The following is a 21,513-nucleotide window of genomic DNA, read 5'->3' on the forward strand; positions in this document are numbered from 1 at the left end:
GAGAAACGCCATGCCATACGCACTGGGCATCGACGTCGGCGGCACGTTCACCGACGCGGTCGCCTCCGACGGTGCCGGCCGGATCGTGTCGGCCAAGACGCCGACGACCCCGCCCCACCGCGAGGTCGGCGTCATGCGCGCGATCGAGGACCTCGCGGACGAGCTCGGCCTCGGCGTCGGCGAACTGCTGTCGCAGACCGACTACATCGCCCACGGCACGACCGCGTCGATCAACGCGCTGGTCCAGGGCCAGGTCGCGGACGTCGGCCTGATCGCCACCAAGGGCCACCGCGACTCGATCTACATCATGAACGCCGAAGGTCGCACCCTCGGCCGCTCGGCCCACGAAATCCAGGACACGCTGCGCCGGCGCAAGCCCGCGCCGCTGATCCCGAAGTACCGCGCCCTGGAGGTCACCGAGCGGATCGACCACGCCGGGAAGGTCCTGGTACCCCTGGATGAAGAAGAGGTGCGTCACGTCGCACAGTCCCTTGTGGACCAAGGGGTCGAGGCGATCGCCGTCTGCCTGCTGTGGTCGTTCAAGAACGGCGTCCACGAGCAGCGCGTCCGCGAGCTGATCCACGCCATCGCGCCGGACATGTACGTCACGCTGTCTTCGGAGGTCAGCCCGCGCATCCGCGAATTCGCGCGCACTTCCACGACGATCATGAACGCCCAGGTGGGCCCGCGGTTGCGTACTTACCTGCTGCCCCTGCAGAAACAGCTCGAGGAGGGCGGGCTCAAGGGGCCGCTGCTGGTCATGCAGAGCGAGGGCGGCACGATCACCGCGGACCGGGCGCCCGAGCACGCGATCACCACGGTCGGGTCCGTGCTGTCGGGCGGGGTGATCGGCGGGATGCGCCTGGCCGGGCAGCTGGGCCACCGCAACGTCATCACCACCGACGTCGGCGGCACGACGTTCCTCGCCGGCCTGATCGTCGACGGCGAGCCGGTGATGGCGCCGGGCTCGATCGTCAACCAGTTCCCGATCAACGCGGCGACGATCCGCGTGCACACCATCGGGTCCGGCGGCGGCGCGCTCGCGTCCGTGGACGAGGGCGGTAATCTGCGGCTGGGGCCGCAGAGCGCCGAAGCCGTCCCCGGCCCGGCCTGTTACGGAAACGGCGGAACACGGCCCACGAACACCGACGCCAACCTGGTTCTCGGCATCCTGAGCGAGCGCGGGCTGCTCGGCGGCCGCAAGCCGCTGCGGCTGGACCTGGCGCGCGAGGCGATCCGCGAGCACGTCGCCGAACCGCTCGGCCTCACCGTCGAGGAAGCCGCCATCGCCATCCACGAGGTGCAGAACGCGCAGGCGGGCGACCTGCTGCGCCGGGCCGTCGTGCAGGCCGGCTACGACTCGCGCGACTTCGTCGCCTACGCCTTCGGGGGAGCGGGACCCGCGCACTGCGCCGGGTACTGCTCGGACCTCGGCGTGAGCGAGGTCGTCGTGCCGCTGGGACCGGTCGCGTCCGCCTTCTCGGCCTACGGGCTGGCGGCCTCAGACGTCGCGCTGAGCGCGGAGCTGTCCGATCCCTCGTCGTTCCCGGTCGACCACACCGTGCTCGAAGCGCACTTCGCCCGGCTGGAGGCAGATCTGCAGCGCGCGCTGGACCGGCAGAAGGTGAAGTTCCACGACGTCTCGCTGCACCGCGAGATCGACCTGCGGTACTCGATGCAGGTCACCGAGCTCGCGACGGCCGTCCCGGACGCGAAGTTCACCGAGCGCACCGGCGACGAGGTCCTCGAGCGCTTCGAGGAGCAGTACGAGCGCATCAACGGCAGCGGCGCCGGCTACCGCGAAGCCGGCGTGCAGGCGATCACGTACCGCATGCGCGCCAAGGCCGGCCTCGGGTTCCCGATCGAGCTGCCGGAAGTCCCGCGAGCCGACGGCCCGGACCCGCGGGAGGCCCTGCTCGGCGAGCGTTCCGTCTGCCTCGACTCGCAGCTCGGTTACGTGCTGACCCCCGTCTACGACTACGCGCGGCTGCGGGCGGGCCACGAACTCGCCGGGCCCGCCATCGTCGATGTCCCGACCACGGTGGTCGTGGTCCCCGACGGCGTCACCGGCCGCGTCGACCACCTCGGCAACCTCGTGCTGCGCTACCAGTGAGGACACCATGACTTCCCGAATCCCCGGTGCGGACGAGTTCACCAGCCGCCCGATGCCGCGCGAAGAGCTGCTGCGCCAGATCTCGCCTTCCTTGCCACTGCACCAGATCGGCGACACCGACGTCGACGCTTTGACGTACGAGGTCGTCCGGCACCGGCTCTGGGCGATCACCCAGGAGATGGGGGAGACGCTGCGGCGCATGTCGGGCTCGCACGTCGTCACCGAGTCCAACGACTTCAACTTCTCCATCTGCGACGAACTGGGCGAGCAGGTCCAGGTCGGTACCTACAACATCGGCCTGATCGGCTCGATGGACCTGGCCATCACCTGGACGTTGCGCAATCGCAGCGACAACCCCGGCATCGCCGAGGGCGACATGTTCCTGTGCAACGACCCGTGGATCGGCGGCGGGCTGCACCAGAACGACGCCGCGATCCTCGCGCCGGTCTTCCACGACGGCAAGCTGTTCGGCTGGACCACGGCCATCGCGCACCAGGTCGACCTCGGCGGGCCGCGGCCGGGTTCGTTCAGCCCGTCCGCGCAGGACGTCTTCGGTGAGGCCGTGCCGACGCCGCCGATGAAGGTGGTCCGCGGGGGCGTGCTGCAGCGTGATGTCGCCGACGCGTGGGTCCGCCGGTCGCGGCTGCCGCACCTGGTCGGTCTCGACCTGCGCGCGAAGATCGCCGCCAACAAGAACGCGGCCGAGCAGATCCTGCGGCTGATCACCAAGTACGGCGCCGACACCGTCAAGTCGGTGATGAGCCGGATGACGGACGACGCCGAACGCCGGCTGCGGGCCAAGCTCCAGACGCTGCCCGACGGCACGTGGAACGCGGTCGGCTACCAGGAGCAGGCGCACACCGGCGACCGCGGCCTGCACGCCATCAAGGTCGCGATGACGAAGGAAGCCGACAAGCTCGTCTTCGACTTCCGCGGCACCGCCGGGCAGACCGGCATCATCAACTGCCCCTACCCGGGGCTGCGCGCGGGCATCGTCTTCACGATGCTTCCCCTGCTGGCCGGGGACATCCCGTGGGCGGCGGGTGGGTTGATGCGCTGTTTCGAGATCGTCACCGACGAGGACACGATCACCAACGCGTCCTTCCCGGCCGCGGTCGGCAAGGGCCCGTTCGGCCCGGCGTGGGGGTCGGGCAACCTCGTCGCCGAAGTGCTGGCCAAGATGCTGGACGCCGAACCGGACCACCGCACCGACGTGCAGTCCATCTGCAACGGCACCACGGACCTGTGCGTCGTGTCCGGTGTGGACACCCGCGGTGGCGGCAGCAAGGGTTTCGTGTCCCCGATCTTCGACGTCATGGCCGGCGGCTACGGCGCGCAGGTGCACCACGACGGCGTCGACACCGGCGGCCGGTTGATCATCCCGTCCGCGCGGGCACCGGACGTCGAAATGACCGAGTACCTCTACCCGCTCGTCGCGCTGTGGCGCCGCGAGCAGACCGACTCCGGCGGCCCGGGCCGGCAGCGCGGCGGGATGAGCGGCTCGGTCTGCTACGTCCAGCACCCCGACCAGCACGGCACGATGTCCCTGGTCGTGTCCGGCACCGGCAAGGTGGCGAACCAGAACGTCGGCCTCGCCGGCGGCTACCCCGGCAACTCCCAGCTCGACCTCGTCGTGCGCGGGGTCAACGAACCCCAGCTCGCCCAGGCGGTCACCATCCCCGGCCACCTGGACGAGCTGGGCGGGGAGATCGAGGTCCTGCCCTGCGAAGGCGAGTCGGACCTCGGCCCCGGCGACGCGCTCTACCTGCACTGGCAGGCCGGCGGCGGGTACGGCGATCCGCTGCTGCGCGCGCCCGACAGCGTTCGTGAGGACGTGCGGCAGGTCCGCGTGTCGGTCGCTGCCGCGCGAGACGTCTACGGCGTCGTGCTCAGCGGTGGCGAGGTGGACGCGACCGCGACCGAGCAGGTTCGTGAGAAGCTGCGACGCCGCCGTTCGCCGGGCGCCGCGCTCAAGCCGATCGGCACACCGGATCCGGGCGGGATGCGCCGGCTGGACGACAACCTGGCGGTGCCGGCCGACGGCACGGTGACGTGTGTCCACTGTGGAACCGGAATCGGGCCCCTCGCCGGGGGAGCGTTCGTCGCCGGGCTCGTCCGCCGGGACGCGGCGCCCACCGAGGCGGGCCCGCACATCTGGCACGACCCGCTGGAGTACGTCGACGCGGAGATCGTCTTCCGGCAGCTGTGCTGCCCCGGCTGCCTGACCGCGGTCCACTCCCGGGTCGTGCCGGTCGACCACCCGCTGCCCGTCGACGAGTACCGGACGTAAGACTCTGGATAGAACGATCTGTCTTGACATTGCGCGGCCCGGCCGCCAAGCTGAGATGAGATAGAACGTTCGGTCTTGTGAAAGGGTTCATGGTGACTACAGTCGACTCGCCCGCCGCCGTCGGTGGGTTCGCTCCGGCGCTGCGCCGGTTGTACTTCGTGCGGTTCGCGTTCGCCATCGTGTGGGCGGCCCTGGTGTTCCTGACGACCAAGTCGGGCTTGGGGGCGGCCGGCGTCGTCCTGGTCGTCCTGTACCCGCTGTTCGACGTCGGTGCGGCCGTCGTGGACGCGCGCTCGGCGAAGAGCGGCGGCTCGGTGACCGGCCTGTACGTGAACATGGCGATCAGCTCGCTCGCCACCATCGGCATCGCGGTCGCCGCCACGTCGGGCATCCCGGCCGTGCTGCGGGTGTGGGGTGCCTGGGCGATCGTGGCCGGTCTCGTCCAGCTGGTCGTCGGCGTCTCCCGCCGCAAGATGGGCGGTCAGTGGCCGATGATCCTCAGCGGCGGCATCTCCGTGCTGGCCGGCGCCAACTTCGTCATCGGCGCCTCCGCGGCGGACCCGGCGCTGTCCGGGGTGGCCGGGTACGCCGTCCTCGGCGGGATCTTCTTCCTCGTCTCGGCGATCCGCCTCGGCCGCGCCGCGAAGGGGAACTGACGTGACCACCTACGACGTCGTCGTCATCGGCGCCGGCCCGGTCGGGGAGAACGTGGCCGACCGGGTGGTGCAGGGCGGTCTGACCGCCGCGATCGTCGAGCGCGAACTGGTCGGCGGCGAGTGCTCCTACTGGGCCTGCATGCCGACCAAGGCACTGCTGCGCAGCGGCGCGGCGCTGCGTGGCGCCCGCCAGGTACCCGGCGCGCGGGAAGCGGTGACCGGCGAGCTCGACGTGGCCGCCGTCCTCCGCCGCCGCGACGCCTTCGCCTCGGACTGGGACGACGAGGGCCAGGTGGCCTGGCTGGACTCGGTCGGCGTCCCGCTGCTGCGCGGGCACGGCCGGATCAGCGGCGACCGGGTCGTCGAGGTGACCGCCGCCGACGGCACCACCACGACGCTGACCGCGCGGCACGCGGTCGTCGTCGCCACCGGCAGCGGCGCGCTGGTCCCGGACATCGAAGGCCTGCGCGACGCGAAGCCGTGGACGAGCCGCGAAACCGTTGCGGCCAAGGAGGTCCCGGCCCGGCTCGCCGTCATCGGCGGTGGGGTGGTGGCCTCGGAAATGGCGACTGCGTTCAGTCAGCTGGGGTCGTCGGTGACGATGCTGGCCCGCGACGGCGTGCTGCACCTCAACGAACCGTTCGTCGGCGAGCAGGTCGCGGCATCGTTGCGAGACAAGGGAGTTTCGGTTCGCATCGGCGCCGAAGCCGGATCGGTCAAGCGCAACGACGACGGCACGGTGTCGATCACGCTCACCGACGGCGAGCAGATCGAAGCCGACGAGTTGCTCGTCGCGATCGGCCGCACCCCGAACACCCAGGACCTCGGTCTGGACGGCATCGGGCTGAAGCCGGGCGCCTGGCTCGCGGTCGACGGCACGATGCGGGTCCTCGGCGAGGACGGCAACCCCGTCGGTGACGGCTGGCTCTACGCCGCCGGCGACGTCAACCGGCGCGTCCTGCTGACCCACCAGGGCAAGTACCAGGCCCGGGTGGCCGGCGACGTCATCGTGGCCCGCGCGAAGGGAGAGCCCGTCGACGACGCCCCCTGGGGCCGCCACGCGGCGACCGCCGACGAGCGCGCGGTCCCGCAGGTCGTCTTCACCGACCCGGAGATCGCTTCGGTCGGCCTCACCGCGGCCAACGCGGAAGCCGCCGGCCTGCGCACCCGGGTCGTCGACTACGACCTGGCCGCGACCGCCGGCTCCGCCCTGCACGCCGAGGGCTACCGCGGGCACGCCCGGATGGTCGTCGACGAGGACCGCAAGGTGATCGTCGGCTTCACCCTCGCCGGCCCGGACGTGGCCGAGATGATCCACGCGGCGACCATCGCGGTCGCCGGCGAGGTGCCGCTGGACCGGCTCTGGCACGCGGTCCCGGCTTTTCCCACCGTCAGCGAGGTGTGGCTGCGGCTGCTCGAAGCCTACGGCCGCTGACCCACCGGCCGGTGCCCCGGCCCCGCCGCGATCCGGCGGGGCGGGGTGCCGATCCTCTCCCCGGAAGGGGTTCCCATGCGTTCCTGCTCCCGCCTCGACGCCACCAGCTCCGGCGCGGGCGGTCTGCTCGCGCTGATCCAGGTGATCATCGCGACGATGCCGCTGCGCACCCCGAACGCCGTACCCGAGGGCTCGCGATGACGCTGGACGAAGAGACGATCGCGGGCCTCGAACGCGAGTTCGCGGTGTTCGTCCGCCAGGACCGGGCGGCGTCGGGGCAGCTGGGCCGGGAGGTGCACCCGGACCTCAAGGTGGCGGCGTACCGCCTCCTGGCCCACCTGTCCGAGCGCGGCCCGCGCCGCCCGACCGAGCTCGCCTGCCACGTCGGCGTGACGGCCCCGACGGTTTCGCGTCAGCTCCAGCACTTGGAGGAGCTGGGGTTGGTCTCGCGGGTCCAGACCCTGGACGACGGCCGGGCGTACCTGGTGCGGGTGACCGAGGCGGGGCACCGCCGGGTCGAGGAGGTCCGGGTGGCCCGCGGCCGGCGGCTGGACAAGCTGCTCGGATCCTGGGGGCGGGAGGAGATCCGGACGTTCGCCGAGCTGCTGGCGAGGTTCAACGGCGATGCGGCCGCCCCGCCTCCCCGCCGGTGCGGCGGGGAGGGCTGACGCCCCGGCGGGCCGGGTGCGGAGGGACCCGTGGCCGGGAATCCCGGCCCGGTACGGCTGTTCCGCGGTGAGGACCGCCCGGATGGCGCGCTCGACGATGTCCTCGACGGTCGCCGGGATCGGCCGGTCCGCGCCGAGGTAGCGGCGTAGGGCAGGTCGACGACGATCAGCAGGGCCTCCGCCGTGCCGCGCCCGGTCGCCGCCTTCAGGTCGGTCACCAGGCGGCGGATCGCTGGACCCGCCGCCGGGCAAGCCGGTGTTCACCCGTGCGGTTCCCCGTCACGCCGGTTGCGGTGCGTGACCGTCGAGGACCTTGGTGAGCAACGCCTGCAGCTGCCGGCGTTCGGTTGCGGTCAAGGCGCTCAGCAGCTCGTCCTGGACGGCGTCGGTGTGCTGCTGGATCTCGGTCAGGTACGCCAGGCCGGCGTCCGTGAGGACCACGATGTTGCGGCGCCGGTCGGCGGGATCGGTCTCCCGGCGGATCCGGCCGGTCCGGTCGAGACGGTTGACGATGCCGTTGACGTCGTTGCGGTCCAAGCTCAGGTGGCGGCCGATGTCGGCCTGGCTCAGCGGCCCGCCGTCGTCGAGCGCGGCCAGGACCGAGTAGTCGGCCCGGGCGGTCAGCGGCAGCCCTCGCGCGAACAGCCGCGCACCCAGCGTCGAGACCTTGTTCACCTGCCAGCTGACCAGCGCTTGCAGCCTTGCCGGAACGCGTGTGCCGTCCTTCGTCTCGTCCACCCCGTCACTATATCCGTTGGGCATCCCAACGGTTCGTGTATGGTCGGCTCGTACTCGTTGGGAAGCCCAACGAATTTGCGCGAGGAGGACCCGTGATGTCCACGAATGACACCAAGCTCGGCGGTCGCGACCTGTCCGGCCGGCGGGTGCTGGTCCCGGGCGGAACCGGCGGCGTGGGGGAGGGGGCGGTCCGGAGCTACCTGGCCGCCGGTGCCGACGTGGTCGTGCCGACCCGGACCGAACAGCGGGCCGAGGAGTTCCGCAGGGTGCTCGGTGACGCCGCGACGGACCGGCTGCACCTGGTCGTGCACGACTACACGTCCTTCGCCGGTGCCGAAGGACTGGCCGCGGAGATGCGGCGCAGCCTCGGCGGCATCGACGACGTCGTCGCCCCGATCGGTGGCTTCTGGTCGGGTCGCCGCCTAACGGAAATCGGTGAGTCCGATTGGCGGACGGCGTTCGTCGAGCTGGCGACCGCGCACGCGGCCGTCATGCGGGCGTGCGTGCCGCACCTGAGTCCCTCGGGCGCCTACTGCCTGATCGTGGGGGAGTCCGCGACGACGCCGGTGCCCACGGCCGGCTTGGTCAGCATGGAACAGTCGGCGCTGCTGATGATGCAGCGGGTGCTGACGGCCGAGCTCGGCGGTGATCGCCGCGTGTTCGCCCTGGTGCTCGGTCCCGTCCGCACCCGCTTCGCGGCCGACGCCGGCCCGGGCTGGATCACCGCGGACGAGGTCGGTGCCGTCGCCGTCGCGGCGTCGGCGGGAAGCCTGCCGGGGCGAGAGATCCAGCTGCGCGACCGGGCGGCAGCCGGCCGGGCGATCGCCCTGCTCCGGGACGGCACCTCGCGCGTCGAGCCCGTGGTCACGATGTCCACCATGCGCCCGAAGCCGGGCCGGGAGAACGAGCTCCTGGACCTGCTGCGCGAACTGGCCCCGCGGATCCGCGCCGAGCCGGGGTGCCTGCGCTACTCGGCGCACCTGACGCGGGATGCCGGCCACCCGGCGGTGCTCATCCTGATGGAGTTCGAGTCGAGGGAGGCGTTCGAAGCGCACAGTGCCCGCATTGCCGGGCAGGTCTCGAGAATTGCTGCACTCCTCGAGACCCCGCCCGCACCGCCGGCATTGTTCGGCTCGGACGTGGCCACCGTTTCGGGGGTGTGATCGCCTTCCGGCGGGCCCTCGTCACCGGCGACCGGGAAGCATGGCCAGCGCCTTGGAGCGCTGGGCGACGAGGTCGGCGTAGGTGCCGTCGCGTTCGGCCCAGCGGTGCATGCGGACGCCCCGCACGAGGATCTCGTGCGGGGTCGGCTCCGCGGAAAGCAGGTGCATGACCTCGGTGGCGAAGTCGTCGAGCGGCAGCGCGTGCGGGTTCACCTGCTCCTGGCCCGCGGTGGCGACGGCCGGGGGGACGAGCTCGACGACGTCGACCCCGGTGCCGTCGAGCTGCGCGCGCAGGGCCTCGGAGTAGGCGTGCACCGCCGCCTTCGAGGCGGCGTAGCTGGGCATGGGCGGGAACGGCAGGAAGGCGATGCCGGAGGTGACGGTGACGAAGGTGCCGGCGCCCCGCCCGACCAGGTGCGGGGTGAAGGCGTCGACGACCCGGATGGTGCCGACCAGGTTGGTGTCGATCGTCGTGCGCGCCGCCTCGAAGTGCGCGGGATCGCGCAGGTCTTCCAGCAGCATGACGCCCGACGTCAGCACCAGCGTGTCCAGCTCGGGGTACCGGGCGAGCACGGCGTCCCGGGCGGACGCGACCGAGGTGCCGTCGGTGACGTCGATGCCGAACGTGCCGAAACCTTCGGCGGCGAGCTCTTCGAGCGCCTCCGGGCGGCGGCCGCCCACGGCCACGGTGCTGCCCGCCGCGGCGAACCGGCGGGCCAGCTCTCGTCCGATACCCGAGGTGCCGCCGACGACGAAAACGGTGCGGCCGGAGAGATCCATGAGAGATCCTTCCCTTCCTGTCAGAGCCCGCGGACGGCGATTCTTCGCCGCCTCTTCCGTGCGGTCGTACTGAGTGTCGGCGGCATCCGCGGGGAGAGGCAGAGCCCCCGTCTTGCCTGGTCCTGACAGGACCCCCTCTCCGGTTCCCGGACCGTTTTACGATGGGGACGTGAAAGACGGGGAGCCGGACAACCGGCTCGGCAGCTACCTCCGCGCCCGCCGGGAACTGGTCTCGCCGGCCCAGGCCGGACTCCCGCCCGGCGGTCACCGACGCGTGCCCGGCCTGCGTCGCGAGGAGGTCGCCCTGCTCGCGGGCATCAGCCCCGACTACTACCTGCGGCTGGAACGAGGACGTGACAGGAATCCCTCGCCGCAGGTCCTCGAATCCCTCGCGCGCGTCTTGGAGCTCGACGACGTCGAGCGGGCGTACCTGCTCGGGCTCGCGTCGACGCGTCCCCGGACGCCGCGCCGCAAACGGCCCGAGCACGTACCGCCCCGGGTGCACCAGCTGCTCGCCCACCTCCCGGTCCCGGCGTTCGTCGAAGGGCGGGCGTTCGACGTCCTGGCGGCCAATTCCATGGCGCTCGCCCTTTCGCCGCGCCTGCGGCCCGGCGAGAACCGGCTGCGTTCACTGCTCCTCGACCCGGAGGAGCAGGCCTTCCAGCAGGATTGGCCGAAGGCCACCGCGGACTTCATCGCCGCGCTGCGCACCACCATCGGCGACGACACCGACGACCCCCGGTTCGTCGAGCTGGTCGGCGAGCTGGCCCTGTCCAGCCAGCGGTTCCGCACGTTGTGGGCCCGCCACGACGTCCGCACCCTCGACGGAGGCACGGCCACCGTCCGCCACCCCGTCGTCGGCGAACTGCGCCTGCACCGGGACAAGCTCCCGATCGAGGACGTCATCCTCGTCGTCTACTACCCCGACAAGGACAGCGACAGCGACGAGAAGTTGCGGCTCCTCGCGACCCTGTCCCAAACCAGGTAGACGACGCTGAGCCGGCGCTCTGACCAGTCGCGCTGATCGGTGCAAAACCTCCTTGTGACCGGCGTCACCATACTATTTATGTGCGCACGCACCTAATCAGTCGTAGGTTGGGTCGTGCGCCCCAGTGGTGGGGCGGTAGAGGAGGAAACGCGATGAGTGGCAACACGAAGACGACGGAAGCCGTGGTGCGCATCGACGCCGACTCGCCGGTCGTGACGGTCATCGAGCGGTTCGGGGCGATCGGGGCTCCCTCACTCGACCGGGACATGTCGACGGTGCTGCAGGATCCGGAACACGAAAACCCGGGGAGTGTGAGCGACGCGCAAGTCGTGGCGGCCACGTCGTACCTGCGGGAACGACTGAGCCGGAGCGAAGGCTTCGTCGCCGGGCTGCTCCTGGCCGGGCACCGGGGCGAACTCGCGCTCTACAGCCAGTGGCGGCCTTCGGGGGAGCCGTCGACCGTCGTGCCGGACGCGTGGTCGCTGGCGCCGGCGCTGCCCGAACTGCAGCGGGTCGACTCGCGTGCTTTCGCCGTCGACTTCACCGCGCCCGGCCCGGTCACCGAGGTCCTGCGCTCACGCGTGGCGCGCGCCCACTTCGGGGTCTTCACGATGACCCCGGACCGGCAGGAGGAGCTGCTGGTGCTGGCGCGGCGGCACGCGCCGGACTCACTGGGGACTCCCGGGCTCGCCGCGGTCAACTTTCACCGCAGCCTGGACGGCGAGCGCGTCGTCAACCTGGGTGTCTGGAACGATTTCGGCGAGTTCGGCGACCTGCTGGGGCGCCCTGGTTTCACCGCCGGCGCGGAGTATTGGCAAGGCGTGTCCGGGTTCCACCCGCACTTCTTCGACATCGCCGCCGTCGTCACCCGCTGAACGCGGCATTCTTCGCGTGGCGGAAAAATCATGGCGCGGGCAAGGACGTGTTCGCCGGGCTCGTCGGCACCGTGTTCGCCGGTCCGCTCACGATCACCGGCGGTGTCGCGTCGAACACCTGATCGTGACCTGATGCTACGATCGCGCGCCTGGTGGCGGCGGACGCGCCCGTGTTCGCCGCGCCGGCGGCGAGAAGGGAATCCAGTGCAGCGCAAGGCCGGAGCCGGTGGTTCCCCGGACGAAACGCCGGAGTCGCTCGCCGCCGACGAGCAAGAGCTCTGGCGGAGCCTGGGGCGGGTCGTGCAGCGGCTGCCCCGGGTCATCGACGACGACATGGTTCGTGCGAGCGGGCTGACGATGTCGGAATTCGCGATTCTCGACAGTTTGCGCGAAGCCGGGGAATCGACGTTGCGCATCACCGAACTGGCGGCGAACACCGGCTTGTCGCACAGCCGGGTGAGCAGGATGGTCGACCAGCTCTCCGGGCGAGGTTGGTGTCGCCGAGAGCGCGACGCCAGCGATGGCCGTGCCGCCTTGGCGGTTTTGACCGAGGAGGGCAAGAACCGGGCCGACGACGCGTCCGCCCACCATGCCCGCATCGCCCGCCGGCGCTTTCTCGCGCACGTGCCTCCAGAAGCTCGCGACTCGTTCCGATCGATCCTCGTCGCGATTAGCGACGCCGGCAAAGAATCGTAAGACCGTTCTTCGGTCGCGCGATCGCGTTGCCGGGGTCGTGGTACCGGCGAACCGGTCGCGTCGTGCCTGGTCCTGTCACTCCTGGGGAAGACGGGGCTTGGCTGTTTCCCGCGAACGCGGAAACCATGGAAGCCATGACGAAACAACTGGTCCTGGTCACCGGCGGCTCCGGGTTCATCGCCGGCCACTGCATCCTTCCACTGCTCGAGCAGGGCTACCGGGTACGGGCCACGGTCCGGTCGCTGCACCGCGAGGCGGCGGTGCGGTCCGTGCTCACCGAGGCGGGCATGGTCGGCGGCGACGCGTTGAGCTTCGTCGCCGCCGACCTCACCGACGACGCCGGGTGGGCGGCCGCGATGGACGGCGTGGACTTCGTCCTGCACGTCGCCTCGCCCGTCCAGCCGGGACACGTCGAAAACCCGGATGAACTGATCGTTCCGGCCCGCGAGGGCACGCTGCGGGTGCTGCGTGCCGCCCGGGACGCCGGGGTGTCGCGGCTGGTGCTCACCTCGGCGTTCCACGCCGTGGGCTGGGGTCACCCGCACGACGACCACGTCTTCACCGACGACGACTGGACCATTGTGGACGGTCCGGGTGTCGACGCCTACGGGGTGAGCAAGACCCTCGCCGAGCGCGCCGCGTGGGACTTCGTGAAGGCCGAGGGCGGGTCGCTGGAGCTGACCACGATGCTCCCGGTCGCGGTCATGGGCCCGATCATGGGCCACGCCATCTCCGGGTCGAACCACCTGATCCAGCGCATCCTCGACGGCGACCTGCCGGGTTACCCGAACCTGTTCTTCCCGATCGTCGACGTGCGGGACGTCGCGGCGGCGCACATCCTGGCCATGACGGCGAAGGAGGCGGCCGGAGAGCGCTTCCTGATCTCCAACGGCCCGGCGGTCCCGATGAAGGAGATCGGCGACCTGATCAGGAAGAGCCTGGGCGAAGCGGCCGCGAACGTCCCGACGCGGCGGATCCCGGACCTCGTCGTGCGGACCGGCGCCAAGGTTTCCGCCCAGATGCGGGAGATCGTCTCCGACCTCGGCTACGCGCGGAAGACGTCGAACGAAAAGGCCCGCCGCCTGCTGGGGTGGAAGCCGCGCGGTCCGGAGGAAGCGATCGTCGCCGCCGCGCGGAGCCTGGTCGCCAAGGGCCTGGTGAAGACGAAGTGACGACCGATCCGCGGGCCCGGCACCGGGCCGAACGGGACAAGATCTTCCCTGGCCGGCCGGCACGATCGCGGGCGGTCAGCCGAGGGTGTCCAGGAAGTCCTTGACGGCGGCGCCGAAAGCCCGGGGGTCGGTGGTGTGGACGAAGTGGTCGCCGTCGAGTTCGGCGAGGTGGGTGTTGGCGCGGCGGGCGACGGCCTCCCGGCCTTGCTCGGGGGTGATGACCTGGCTGGAGCGAGCCAGCACGAACAGGGCGGGGCAGTCGGTCGAGGTCCAGTCGGCCCAGTGATCGCCGTGCGTCGCCCGCTCTGAGGCGATGGTGTCCTGCGGGTGGAACGGCAGGCGCCAGCCGCCGTCGGCGGTGGGGCGCAGCTTGTCGCCGAGCATCGGGGCCAGCGGGCCGATGGCGTCCAGGAGTGCCTGCCGGCTGGGAGCCGTGTAGGGCATCGACAGCACGAACGACAGGGCGCTGGGGCCGTCGTCGAGATCCCGGATCGGGCCCTCGACGTTGACGATGGCCGGCACGCGCCCCGGGTGGCGGGCGGCGATCTGGAAGGCGGTGATGCCGCCGCCGGAGTGCCCGAGCGTCACGGCCTGCTCGATGCCCAGGTGGTCCAGGACGGCGATCGCGTCGGCCACGTAGTCCTCGCGGGTGTAGGAGGTGGCGCGGTCGGAGTCGCCGTGTCCGCGCTGGTCGGGTGCGATGACCCGCCACCGCGGCGCCAGCGCTCGGGCGAGCTGCTCCCACGTCCGGCCTTCGTAGAGGTGGCCGTGCAGGGCCAGGAGCGGGCGGCCGGGCCCGCCGAAGTCCCAGTAGGACAGGCGGCGGCCGTCGATGTCGAGTTCGCCGCGGATTTCGGTGGTGCTGGTCATGATCGATCCTCCGTCAGGTGTCTGTCTCGATGACCAGCACTCTGTCCGGGCCCGCTGACCGTCGGCGCACCAACCGCTGACAGTCCGAGGGGTAGCACCGGCCGGATCTGGTTCGCCCTCGCCGCTCGCGCCACGCTGGGAAGCGTTGGCAATCCGAGCGAACCGAAGGAAATCCCGTGAACTCCACCCCCGACGAGATCACCTTGGGCGACGTGACGGTCACGCGCATCAAGGAGTTCTCCGGCTCGGTCGAAATGACCCCCGCCGAATTCTTCCCCGAGAGCACCCCGGAGTCCTGGGAACGGCACCGGGACTGGCTGGCCCCGGACTTCTGGAACCCGGACACGAACGAAGTCCGCGCCGCGGTCCAGACGTGGGTGCTGCGCAGCGAGGGCCGGACCATCCTCGTCGACACCGGTGCCGGCAACCACAAGGAGCGGCCCTACGCCCCGTTCTGGTCCCACCGCGACAGCGGCTTCCTCGGCGACCTCGCCGCGGCGGGGGTCCGGCCGGAAGACGTGGACCTCGTGATCAACACGCACCTGCACACCGACCACGTCGGCTGGAACACCCGTCTCGAGGGCCGGTCGTGGGTGCCCACCTTCCCCAACGCGACCTACCTCATCCCGCGCCGGGACTTCGACTTCTGGAACCCCGCGAACGACAACCCGACCGTGTTCGGGCGCGGGAACCAGAACGTCTTCGAAGACAGCGTGGTGCCGGTGCACGACGCCGGGCTGACCCAGCTGTGGGACGGCTCGCACCGGATCGACGGCAACCTCACGCTCGAACTGGCTCCGGGCCACACACCCGGCTCGTCGGTCCTGCACCTGGAATCCGGCGGCGACCGGGCGCTGTTCGTCGGCGACCTCGTGCACACGCCGCACCAGATCGTGGAGCCCGACAACAACTCCTGCTTCTGCGAGGACCCCGCCGAAGCGCGCGCGACCCGGCACCGGTTGTTCGGGCTCGCCGCGACGACGAACGCGCTCGTGTTCCCGGCCCACCTGCCCGGGCCCGGCGGCGTGCAGGTCGAACGCCAGGGCACGCGTTTCGCCATCAAGGACTGGGCGGGTTTTCCCCGCATCGCGTGACCGCGCCCCCGAAAGGAACCAAGTCGTTGTCCCAGCACCACGAACCGATCGTCCGCACCCCGGCCGGCGCGGTGCGCGGGTCCCGTGAGCGGACCGGCGAACGCTACCGCGCCATCCCGTACGCGAGCACGCCGACCGGAGCCAGCCGCTTCGCCGAAGCCGCGCCGCACCCGGGCTGGACCGGGATCCGCGACGGCACCCGCCCGTCTCCCTCGGCGCCGCAACCGGTGCGGAACTTCGGACGGCTCGACCTGAGCCCCTACTTCGGCCCGGGCTGGATCCGCGGCGAGGAGTACCTGACCCTCGACGTGTACACCCCGGGAGCGGGTGACCGGCGGCGTCCGGTCATGGTGTTCGTCCACGGCGGGGGGTTCGTCACCGGGTCCACCGGCGCCGCGCTCTACGACGGCCGGGCCTTCGCCCGCGACGGCGTCGTCCTGGTGACGCTCAACTACCGCCTGGGCATCCCCGGGTTCCTCGCCCTGGACGGTGCTCCGGACAACCGCGGCCTGCTGGACGTCCTCGCCGCGCTGCGCTGGGTGCGCGACACCATCGGGGTGTTCGGCGGCGACCCCGGCAACGTGACGGTGTTCGGCCAGTCCGCCGGCGCCACCCTGGTCGCCGCGCTGCTGGCGGCTCCGGCCGCGAAGGGCCTGTTCCGGCGGGCGATCATGCAGAGCGGGAGCGGCACCGGCGCGTTCACGCCGGAGCAGGCGCGCCGGATCACCGGAGCGGCGGCCACCGCGCTGGGCACCGAGCCGACCGCGGAGGCGTTCGCCGGCATCCCGGACGCCCGCTTCCTGGACATCCTGCCCGCGCTGGCGGGAGTGGACCTGAAGACCGCGACCGCCACCGACCCGCTGGCCGGCCTGAGCCCGTTCAGCCTGGTGCTGCCGGTGCAGCCGGCGGACGCGCTCACCGAAGGCCCCGCCGGGGACGTCGAGCTGCTCATCGGCACCAACACCGAGGAAGGCCACCTCTACCTGGTGCCGCAGGGGAAGTTCGCCACGTCCACCGACACCGACGTCCTGGACGTCGCCGCGGCGACCGGGTCCGCTCCCGAAGCGGCGCTCGCGACCCTGCGCGCGTTGCACCCGGACGCCGCCGCGGGGGAGTTGCGCTCGGCTCTCCTCGGGCACGCGTTGTTCGGGAGGGGCACGGCGAAGATGCGCACGGCGCACGCCGAACTGGCCCCCGGCCGCACCTTCGCGTACTCCTTCGCCCACCGGTCGGCCGCGGTGGACGGGCAGCTCGGTGCCACCCACACGGTCGAGCTCCCGTTCGTGTTCGACCTCGCCGACGAGCCGTGGCTGCACGGCGACACCGGCCTGCTCGGCCGCGGACCGGCGCCGGAGGGTCTCGCCCGCCGCGTGCACCGCGCCTGGGTGGACTTCGCCGGTCACGGCGATCCGGGCTGGTCGCCGTATGCCGGTGGCACCGACAGCGTCGAGGTCTTCGACGCCTGAAGGGCCGGTAGCCCCGGTGTTACGTCCGGAACAAGCGTTCCCCGGCGAGGAGGGTGAGCGCGGCCTGCGAGGCCGAGCCCGGCTCGGCGGTGACGACGACCAGCGTCTGCTCGGGAGCGTGGGCGAGCGCGAGGGACTGCTGGTGCACCGTCAGGTCGCCGACGAGCGGGTGCCGCATGGGGTACTCCGTCGCGGCGCAGGCGAGGACGCGGTGGTCGGCCCACAGGGCGGCGAACTCGGCGCTGCCCGTGACGAGCTCGCCGATCAGGGTGCTCAGCAGCCGGTCGTCGGGGTGCTTGCCCGCCGTCAGGCGCAGGTTGCCGACCACCGCGCGGGCTTTGGACGTCCACTGCGGATACAAGTCGCGGGTGTGGGCGTCCAGGAAGACCAGGCGCGCCATGTTCGGGCGGTCGGCGGGACGGCCGGGCGCCGCGAAGTCGAGGTGACCGGCGAAGAACGCGTGCCCGAGCCGGTTCCACGCCAGCACGTCGGACCGGCGGCCCAGCACGATCGCCGGCACGTCGCCCAGCCCGGCCAGCAGCTGCGTGGTCACCGCGTCGACGCGCTCGACCGGCGGGCGCTTCGCGGCGCGGCGACGGGCCGGCCGCGCCAGGACCCGCAGGTGCTCGTGCTCGTCGCCGTCCAGCCGGAGGGCGCGGGCGATGCCGTCGACGACTTCGTCGGAGGCGTTCACCGACTGGCCCTGTTCGAGCCGGATGTAGTAGGACGCGCTCACCCCGGCGAGACTCGCGACCTCTTCCCGGCGCAGGCCCGGCACCCGGCGCCGCTCGCCGTAGGTGCGCAGGCCGACGTCCTCCGGGCTCAGCCGCGCCCGGCACGCCTGCAGGTACTCGGCCAGCTGTCCTTGATCGACCATCAGTCCAGTATGCGGTCCCCGTCCGAGGTCAGCCTGCCACCGCCATGGGTAGGAAACGGGCGGCCCGTCTTCAGGTGCCGACGGCGGTCCTGGCGTTCGGTCGGGAACCAAGCCGCTCTTTCGCACGACCACTACTTCTGAACGCACCGGTGACGTCGAGGGAGAAACGGTGAGAGCACTGCGCTGGACGGCCGCCACCGCTGCCGTCCTTTTCGGACTGTCGGCGTGCGGGAGCGCCGATCCGGCCCAGCCCGCTGCCGCGCCGCCTTCGTCGATGACGACGGGCAGGCCCTCGCCGTCGCCGGGGCGTCCCGAACCGCCGCAGCCGGCCGCCGTTCCGCAGCGAGTGGTCACGATGGACGGTGGCGCCGCCGCGATCCTGGAACGCCTCGGCGTCGAGGACAAGATCGTCGGCACGGCCGCACCGGACTTCTTCAAGGCCTTCAGCGGGGACGAAGCGGCGAAGCTGGCGAAGATCAAGGTCATCGACCCGGGGCGGGGCAACGCGGAAGCCGTGATCGCCGCCAAGCCGGACCTCGTGGTCGGTATCTCCAGCTACAGCTTCGGCGGGTTCGACGGCACGCCGAGCGTCGACCAGCTCGCCCAGGCCGGCGCGAAGTCACTCGTCGCCTGCGACACCGCCGAGGGGGCCGCGGTCAAGGACCTCTCCGCGACGACGACGTTCATCCAGCAGGTCGCCAAGGTCTTCGGCGTCGAGCAACGCGGCGCCGACCTGGTCGCGCAGATCACGTCCACGATCGACAAGGTCAAGGGCACGTCCGGGAAGCGAGTTCTCGCGCTTTCGACTCCGCCCGCGGCTGGCCAGCCGGTGATGGCCCAGGGCGGCACCGGACTGGCCAACGGCGTGATCACGGTAGCCGGAGGCAAGAACATCGGCGAGGACGCGATGCATGACTTCGCGAGTCTGAGCGCCGAAGAGGTCGTCAAACGTGATCCCGAGGCGATCGTGGTGATCTCGGGTTTCACGCCCGGCAGCGACGACGACCTCCTGAACGCGATCCGCAGCAGCCCGGTGCTGGCCGGGACGACCGCGGTGAAGGAGAACCGGTTCGCCGTGGTGCCGCAGAGCACCCTGCTTTCCCCGAGCGTGCTCAACGGCGACGCGGTCGCGAAAATCGCCGAAGCGCTCGCCAAGTGACCCAGCGCCGGGGGAGTGGCTTGCTCGGCGGGATACCGATCGTGGTGGTCCTCGGTGTGCTGGCCGCGGTGCTGGTCGTTTCGGCGCTGGTCGCGGTCGGTCTCGGGCCGGTGGCCATCTCGCCCGGTGAGGTGACGTCCATCGTGGGCGGTCACCTCGCCGGGCGCGGTGGCTCCGGGCCGTTCGACTTCATCGTGTGGAACCTGCGCGTGCCGAGGGTTCTGCAGGGTGTTTTCGTCGGCGCGGGACTGGCCGTCGCCGGGCTGCTCACCCAGGCGATGCTCCGCAATCCTCTGGGGGAGCCGTTCATCCTCGGGCTCACCTCTGGAGCGGGCGTCGGCGCCGTGCTCGTGCTGACGACGCTCGGCGCCGGCGTCGCCGGCCTGCTCACCCTGCCGCTGGCCGCGTTCGGCGGCGCGGTCGTCGCCGCGCTGGTGGTGTTCGGGTTTTCCCTTTCTGCCGGGCGGATCCAGGCCGGTCGGATGGTGATGACCGGCATCGCGGTCGGCCAGCTGCTGGCCGGCGTCATCTCGTTCCTGGTGCTGCGCACGCACGACGTCTACGCGCAGCAGCAGATCCTGTTCTGGATCCTCGGCAGCCTGGCCGGTGCGCAGTGGCCGCTGGCCTTGACCTGCTCTGCGGTCGTCCTGGTCCTGGTGATTCTCGCGGCGGCGGGAGCGGGCCGGTTGAACCTGCTGGTGCTCGGCGACGACGGCGCCGCGTCACTCGGTCTCGACGCCGGCCGAGTCCGCACCGTGCTGCTGGTGATCGTCGCGCTGCTGACCGGCACGGTGGTCGCGGTGTCGGGCAGCATCGGGTTCATCGGGCTGATCGTGCCGAACCTGACCCGGCTGCTCGTCGGCGCCGACCACCGCCGGGCGCTGCCGGTGACGGCGCTGCTCGGCGCGCTCGTCATCGTGTGGGCCGACACCGCCGCGCGGCTGGTGCTCGCCCCGACCGAGCTGCCGATCGGCATCCTCACCGCCGCGATCGGCGTGCCGTTGTTCCTGGTGGTGTTGCGCCGCAGCGCGGCGGGAACGGTGTGCCTGTCGTGAAACTCGTCTTCGACGGCGTCTCCGCGGGCTACACCGAGGTCCCCGCGGTGCACGACGTGACGCTGACGATCGCACCCGGCGAGTTCGTCGCGGTGGTCGGCCCGAACGGCAGCGGCAAGTCCACGTTGCTCAAGACCGTCTACCGCGCGCTGCGGCCGCGTGCGGGTGCCGTGCTGCTCGGGGGCGAGGACGTCTGGACGGTCCGGCACCGTGACGTCGCCCGCCGGGTGGGCGTGCTCGGACAGGATCAGGCCGGCGGCTACGACTTCACCGCACGCGAAGCGGTCCGGCTGGGCCGGTACCCACACCTCGGCGCGTTCGACCGGCTCACCGCGGCTGACGAAGCAGTCGTGGCGGAGGCACTGGAGCGCACGGGGGCGCAAGCGTTTGCGGATCGGCAGCTGTCCACATTGTCCGGTGGGGAACGGCAGCGCGTCCTGCTGGCCAGAGCGTTGGCTCAGCAGCCGGAACTGCTGGTGCTGGACGAGCCGACCAACCACCTCGACCCGGCGCACCAGATCTCCGCGCTGAGTCTCGTCGCCTCGCTGGGGATCACGGTGGTGGCGGCGCTGCACACGCTGGACCTCGCGGCCCGCCACGCCACGACGATCGTCGCGCTCAAGGCGGGCACGGTCGCCGCGGCAGGGCCACCGGCCGACGTGCTGACCCCGGCGGTGTTCCGCGAAGTGTTCGAAGTGGACGGCAGCGTACTCGCCGACCCGGTGGACGGGCGGCCCCGCGTGCTGCTGCGCGAACTGGGCTGATGACTCAGCGCGCGAATGGATCCCGCGTGGAGTCGGTTTGCACTTCGAGTTCGAGGAAGGTGGTGACCTTCTCGGCGGCTTCGGGGCCGTCCAGGTGCCGGATGAGCGCGGCCGTCATGTCCATTCCGGCGGCCACCCCGGACGACGTCCACCGGTTCCGGTCCTCGACCCACCGCGCCTGGCGGACCCAGTCGACGTTTTCGCCTTGGGTGGTGACCCAGTCGAACGCGCGTTTGTTGGACGTCGCGCGGTAGCCGTCGAGCAGGCCCGCGGCCGCGAGGAGCGCCGAGCCCGTGCACACGGACGTGATGAGCGACGCCCGGCTCGCGTACTCGGCGAGCCAGGTGAGGAACGGCTGGTCCTGCACGAGCGACCGGGTGCCGAGGCCGCCGGGAACCAGGACGATGTCGGGTTCCGGGGCGGTGTCCCGGCGGTCGGTGACCGAGACGCTGATTCCCGGAGAGCTTTTCACCGGGTCACCGTCCAGGCCGACGAACCGGACGTCGTACCGGTCCGGCAGCGCGCTCAGCAGGTCGACCGGGCCGAACACGTCCAGCAGCTGGAAACCGTCGAAGAGGATGACACCGACGCACCGTTTCGCCATCGTCGAAGCCTATCCGCCGCGACGACGGCCGACGAGGGCCGAGGTGCGAG

General features: G+C 71.5%; 20 protein-coding genes and 1 pseudogene. 16 read left to right on the plus strand and 5 right to left on the minus strand.

What is annotated here, in order from left to right; translation table 11 throughout:
• Positions 1-10 precede the first annotated feature (10 nt).
• The 6 genes from ACIQWX_RS39360 to ACIQWX_RS39385 all read left to right on the plus strand — a co-directional run bounded on the left by ACIQWX_RS39360 (position 11) and on the right by ACIQWX_RS39385 (position 7,162).
• A complete protein-coding gene (locus tag ACIQWX_RS39360) occupies positions 11-2,113 on the plus strand; it encodes a hydantoinase/oxoprolinase family protein (RefSeq protein ID WP_400882356.1) in 2,103 nt (700 codons plus the stop codon).
• 7 nt (positions 2,114-2,120) lie between these two features.
• Entirely contained in the window at positions 2,121-4,403 is a 2,283-nt protein-coding gene (locus ACIQWX_RS39365; protein WP_400882359.1) for a hydantoinase B/oxoprolinase family protein, read from the plus strand.
• Between the two features lie 89 nt (positions 4,404-4,492).
• Positions 4,493-5,059 (plus strand): hypothetical protein, encoded by a 567-nt coding sequence (locus ACIQWX_RS39370; RefSeq protein WP_400882361.1) that lies wholly within the window; start codon positions 4,493-4,495, stop codon positions 5,057-5,059.
• Between the two features lies 1 nt (position 5,060).
• A complete protein-coding gene (locus ACIQWX_RS39375) occupies positions 5,061-6,494 on the plus strand; it encodes a dihydrolipoyl dehydrogenase family protein (protein WP_400882364.1) in 1,434 nt (477 codons plus the stop codon).
• A gap of 75 nt (positions 6,495-6,569) precedes the next feature.
• Positions 6,570-6,695, plus strand: coding sequence for a hypothetical protein (locus ACIQWX_RS39380; RefSeq protein WP_400882367.1), 126 nt, complete (start codon positions 6,570-6,572; stop codon positions 6,693-6,695).
• Positions 6,692-7,162, plus strand: a complete 471-nt coding sequence (locus ACIQWX_RS39385; RefSeq protein ID WP_400882370.1) for a MarR family winged helix-turn-helix transcriptional regulator — start codon at positions 6,692-6,694, stop codon at positions 7,160-7,162. Before ACIQWX_RS39380 ends, ACIQWX_RS39385 begins: the two co-directional genes overlap by 4 nt.
• A 279-nt stretch (positions 7,163-7,441) precedes the next feature.
• Here the strand turns inward: ACIQWX_RS39385 and ACIQWX_RS39390 are convergent, their stop codons facing one another.
• On the minus strand, positions 7,442-7,900 hold the full coding sequence (locus tag ACIQWX_RS39390; protein WP_400882372.1) for a MarR family winged helix-turn-helix transcriptional regulator: 459 nt from the start codon (positions 7,898-7,900) through the stop codon (positions 7,442-7,444).
• Positions 7,901-7,995: 95 nt separating this feature from the next.
• On the opposite strand from ACIQWX_RS39390, the gene ACIQWX_RS39395 reads away from it, so the two are divergent.
• The gene (locus ACIQWX_RS39395; protein WP_400882375.1) at positions 7,996-9,063 is read left to right on the plus strand and encodes an SDR family oxidoreductase; all 1,068 of its coding nucleotides are present in this window, start codon (positions 7,996-7,998) and stop codon (positions 9,061-9,063) included.
• 21 nt (positions 9,064-9,084) lie between these two features.
• Here ACIQWX_RS39395 and ACIQWX_RS39400 read toward each other — a convergent pair whose 3' ends face one another.
• Positions 9,085-9,843, minus strand: a complete 759-nt coding sequence (locus ACIQWX_RS39400; RefSeq protein ID WP_400882377.1) for an SDR family oxidoreductase — start codon at positions 9,841-9,843, stop codon at positions 9,085-9,087.
• 169 nt (positions 9,844-10,012) lie between these two features.
• On the opposite strand from ACIQWX_RS39400, the gene ACIQWX_RS39405 reads away from it, so the two are divergent.
• The 4 genes from ACIQWX_RS39405 (at position 10,013) to ACIQWX_RS39420 (ending at position 13,574) form a co-directional block, all read left to right on the plus strand.
• A complete protein-coding gene (locus ACIQWX_RS39405; protein ID WP_400882380.1) occupies positions 10,013-10,831 on the plus strand; it encodes a helix-turn-helix transcriptional regulator in 819 nt (272 codons plus the stop codon).
• Between the two features lie 152 nt (positions 10,832-10,983).
• Entirely contained in the window at positions 10,984-11,706 is a 723-nt protein-coding gene (locus ACIQWX_RS39410; RefSeq protein WP_400882382.1) for a hypothetical protein, read from the plus strand.
• Positions 11,707-11,910: 204 nt separating this feature from the next.
• Positions 11,911-12,402, plus strand: a complete 492-nt coding sequence (locus tag ACIQWX_RS39415) for a MarR family winged helix-turn-helix transcriptional regulator (protein ID WP_400882385.1) — start codon at positions 11,911-11,913, stop codon at positions 12,400-12,402.
• Positions 12,403-12,536: 134 nt separating this feature from the next.
• Positions 12,537-13,574 (plus strand): SDR family oxidoreductase, encoded by a 1,038-nt coding sequence (locus ACIQWX_RS39420; protein WP_400882388.1) that lies wholly within the window; start codon positions 12,537-12,539, stop codon positions 13,572-13,574.
• A 75-nt stretch (positions 13,575-13,649) separates the two neighbouring features.
• Here ACIQWX_RS39420 and ACIQWX_RS39425 read toward each other — a convergent pair whose 3' ends face one another.
• Positions 13,650-14,444, minus strand: a complete 795-nt coding sequence (locus ACIQWX_RS39425; protein WP_400882391.1) for an alpha/beta fold hydrolase — start codon at positions 14,442-14,444, stop codon at positions 13,650-13,652.
• Positions 14,445-14,620: 176 nt separating this feature from the next.
• Here ACIQWX_RS39425 and ACIQWX_RS39430 point away from each other — a divergent pair, with 176 nt between their 5' ends.
• Together ACIQWX_RS39430 and ACIQWX_RS39435 are read left to right on the plus strand one after the other, a co-directional pair.
• Positions 14,621-15,538 carry an MBL fold metallo-hydrolase gene (locus tag ACIQWX_RS39430; RefSeq protein WP_400882394.1) on the plus strand — a complete coding sequence of 306 codons (918 nt, stop codon included), beginning with the start codon at positions 14,621-14,623 and terminating at the stop codon, positions 15,536-15,538.
• A 26-nt stretch (positions 15,539-15,564) separates the two neighbouring features.
• Positions 15,565-17,004, plus strand: a complete 1,440-nt coding sequence (locus ACIQWX_RS39435; protein ID WP_400882397.1) for a carboxylesterase/lipase family protein — start codon at positions 15,565-15,567, stop codon at positions 17,002-17,004.
• A gap of 19 nt (positions 17,005-17,023) precedes the next feature.
• Here the strand turns inward: ACIQWX_RS39435 and ACIQWX_RS39440 are convergent, their stop codons facing one another.
• A complete protein-coding gene (locus ACIQWX_RS39440) occupies positions 17,024-17,881 on the minus strand; it encodes a helix-turn-helix domain-containing protein (RefSeq protein WP_400882401.1) in 858 nt (285 codons plus the stop codon).
• Between the two features lie 169 nt (positions 17,882-18,050).
• Between ACIQWX_RS39440 and ACIQWX_RS39445 the strand changes: the two genes are divergently transcribed.
• The 3 genes and pseudogenes from ACIQWX_RS39445 to ACIQWX_RS39455 all read left to right on the plus strand — a co-directional run.
• A complete protein-coding gene (locus ACIQWX_RS39445) occupies positions 18,051-19,040 on the plus strand; it encodes an ABC transporter substrate-binding protein (RefSeq protein ID WP_400882404.1) in 990 nt (329 codons plus the stop codon).
• A 41-nt stretch (positions 19,041-19,081) separates the two neighbouring features.
• The gene (locus ACIQWX_RS39450; protein ID WP_400882407.1) at positions 19,082-20,095 is read left to right on the plus strand and encodes a FecCD family ABC transporter permease; all 1,014 of its coding nucleotides are present in this window, start codon (positions 19,082-19,084) and stop codon (positions 20,093-20,095) included.
• A 92-nt stretch (positions 20,096-20,187) separates the two neighbouring features.
• Positions 20,188-20,602, plus strand: a pseudogene (locus ACIQWX_RS39455) (ABC transporter ATP-binding protein); the annotation flags it as partial.
• A gap of 261 nt (positions 20,603-20,863) precedes the next feature.
• Here the strand turns inward: ACIQWX_RS39455 and ACIQWX_RS39460 are convergent.
• A complete protein-coding gene (locus tag ACIQWX_RS39460) occupies positions 20,864-21,463 on the minus strand; it encodes a DJ-1/PfpI family protein (RefSeq protein ID WP_400882410.1) in 600 nt (199 codons plus the stop codon).
• Positions 21,464-21,513 lie beyond the last annotated feature (50 nt).

Source organism: Amycolatopsis sp. NPDC098790 (genome assembly GCF_044759945.1).
In the GTDB taxonomy this organism is placed as follows: Bacteria; Actinomycetota; Actinomycetes; order Mycobacteriales; family Pseudonocardiaceae; genus Amycolatopsis.

Coding starts and splice junctions, on each gene's coding strand:
- ACIQWX_RS39460 (WP_400882410.1), bottom strand. CDS start 21,463: ATGGCGAAACGGTGCGTCGGTGTCATCCTCTTCGACGGTTTCCAGCTG.
- ACIQWX_RS39440 (WP_400882401.1), bottom strand. CDS start 17,881: ATGGTCGATCAAGGACAGCTGGCCGAGTACCTGCAGGCGTGCCGGGCG.
- ACIQWX_RS39410 (WP_400882382.1), top strand. CDS start 10,984: ATGAGTGGCAACACGAAGACGACGGAAGCCGTGGTGCGCATCGACGCC.
- ACIQWX_RS39425 (WP_400882391.1), bottom strand. CDS start 14,444: ATGACCAGCACCACCGAAATCCGCGGCGAACTCGACATCGACGGCCGC.
- ACIQWX_RS39365 (WP_400882359.1), top strand. CDS start 2,121: ATGACTTCCCGAATCCCCGGTGCGGACGAGTTCACCAGCCGCCCGATG.
- ACIQWX_RS39360 (WP_400882356.1), top strand. CDS start 11: ATGCCATACGCACTGGGCATCGACGTCGGCGGCACGTTCACCGACGCG.
- ACIQWX_RS39400 (WP_400882377.1), bottom strand. CDS start 9,843: ATGGATCTCTCCGGCCGCACCGTTTTCGTCGTCGGCGGCACCTCGGGT.
- ACIQWX_RS39420 (WP_400882388.1), top strand. CDS start 12,537: ATGACGAAACAACTGGTCCTGGTCACCGGCGGCTCCGGGTTCATCGCC.
- ACIQWX_RS39385 (WP_400882370.1), top strand. CDS start 6,692: ATGACGCTGGACGAAGAGACGATCGCGGGCCTCGAACGCGAGTTCGCG.
- ACIQWX_RS39395 (WP_400882375.1), top strand. CDS start 7,996: ATGTCCACGAATGACACCAAGCTCGGCGGTCGCGACCTGTCCGGCCGG.
- ACIQWX_RS39380 (WP_400882367.1), top strand. CDS start 6,570: ATGCGTTCCTGCTCCCGCCTCGACGCCACCAGCTCCGGCGCGGGCGGT.
- ACIQWX_RS39370 (WP_400882361.1), top strand. CDS start 4,493: ATGGTGACTACAGTCGACTCGCCCGCCGCCGTCGGTGGGTTCGCTCCG.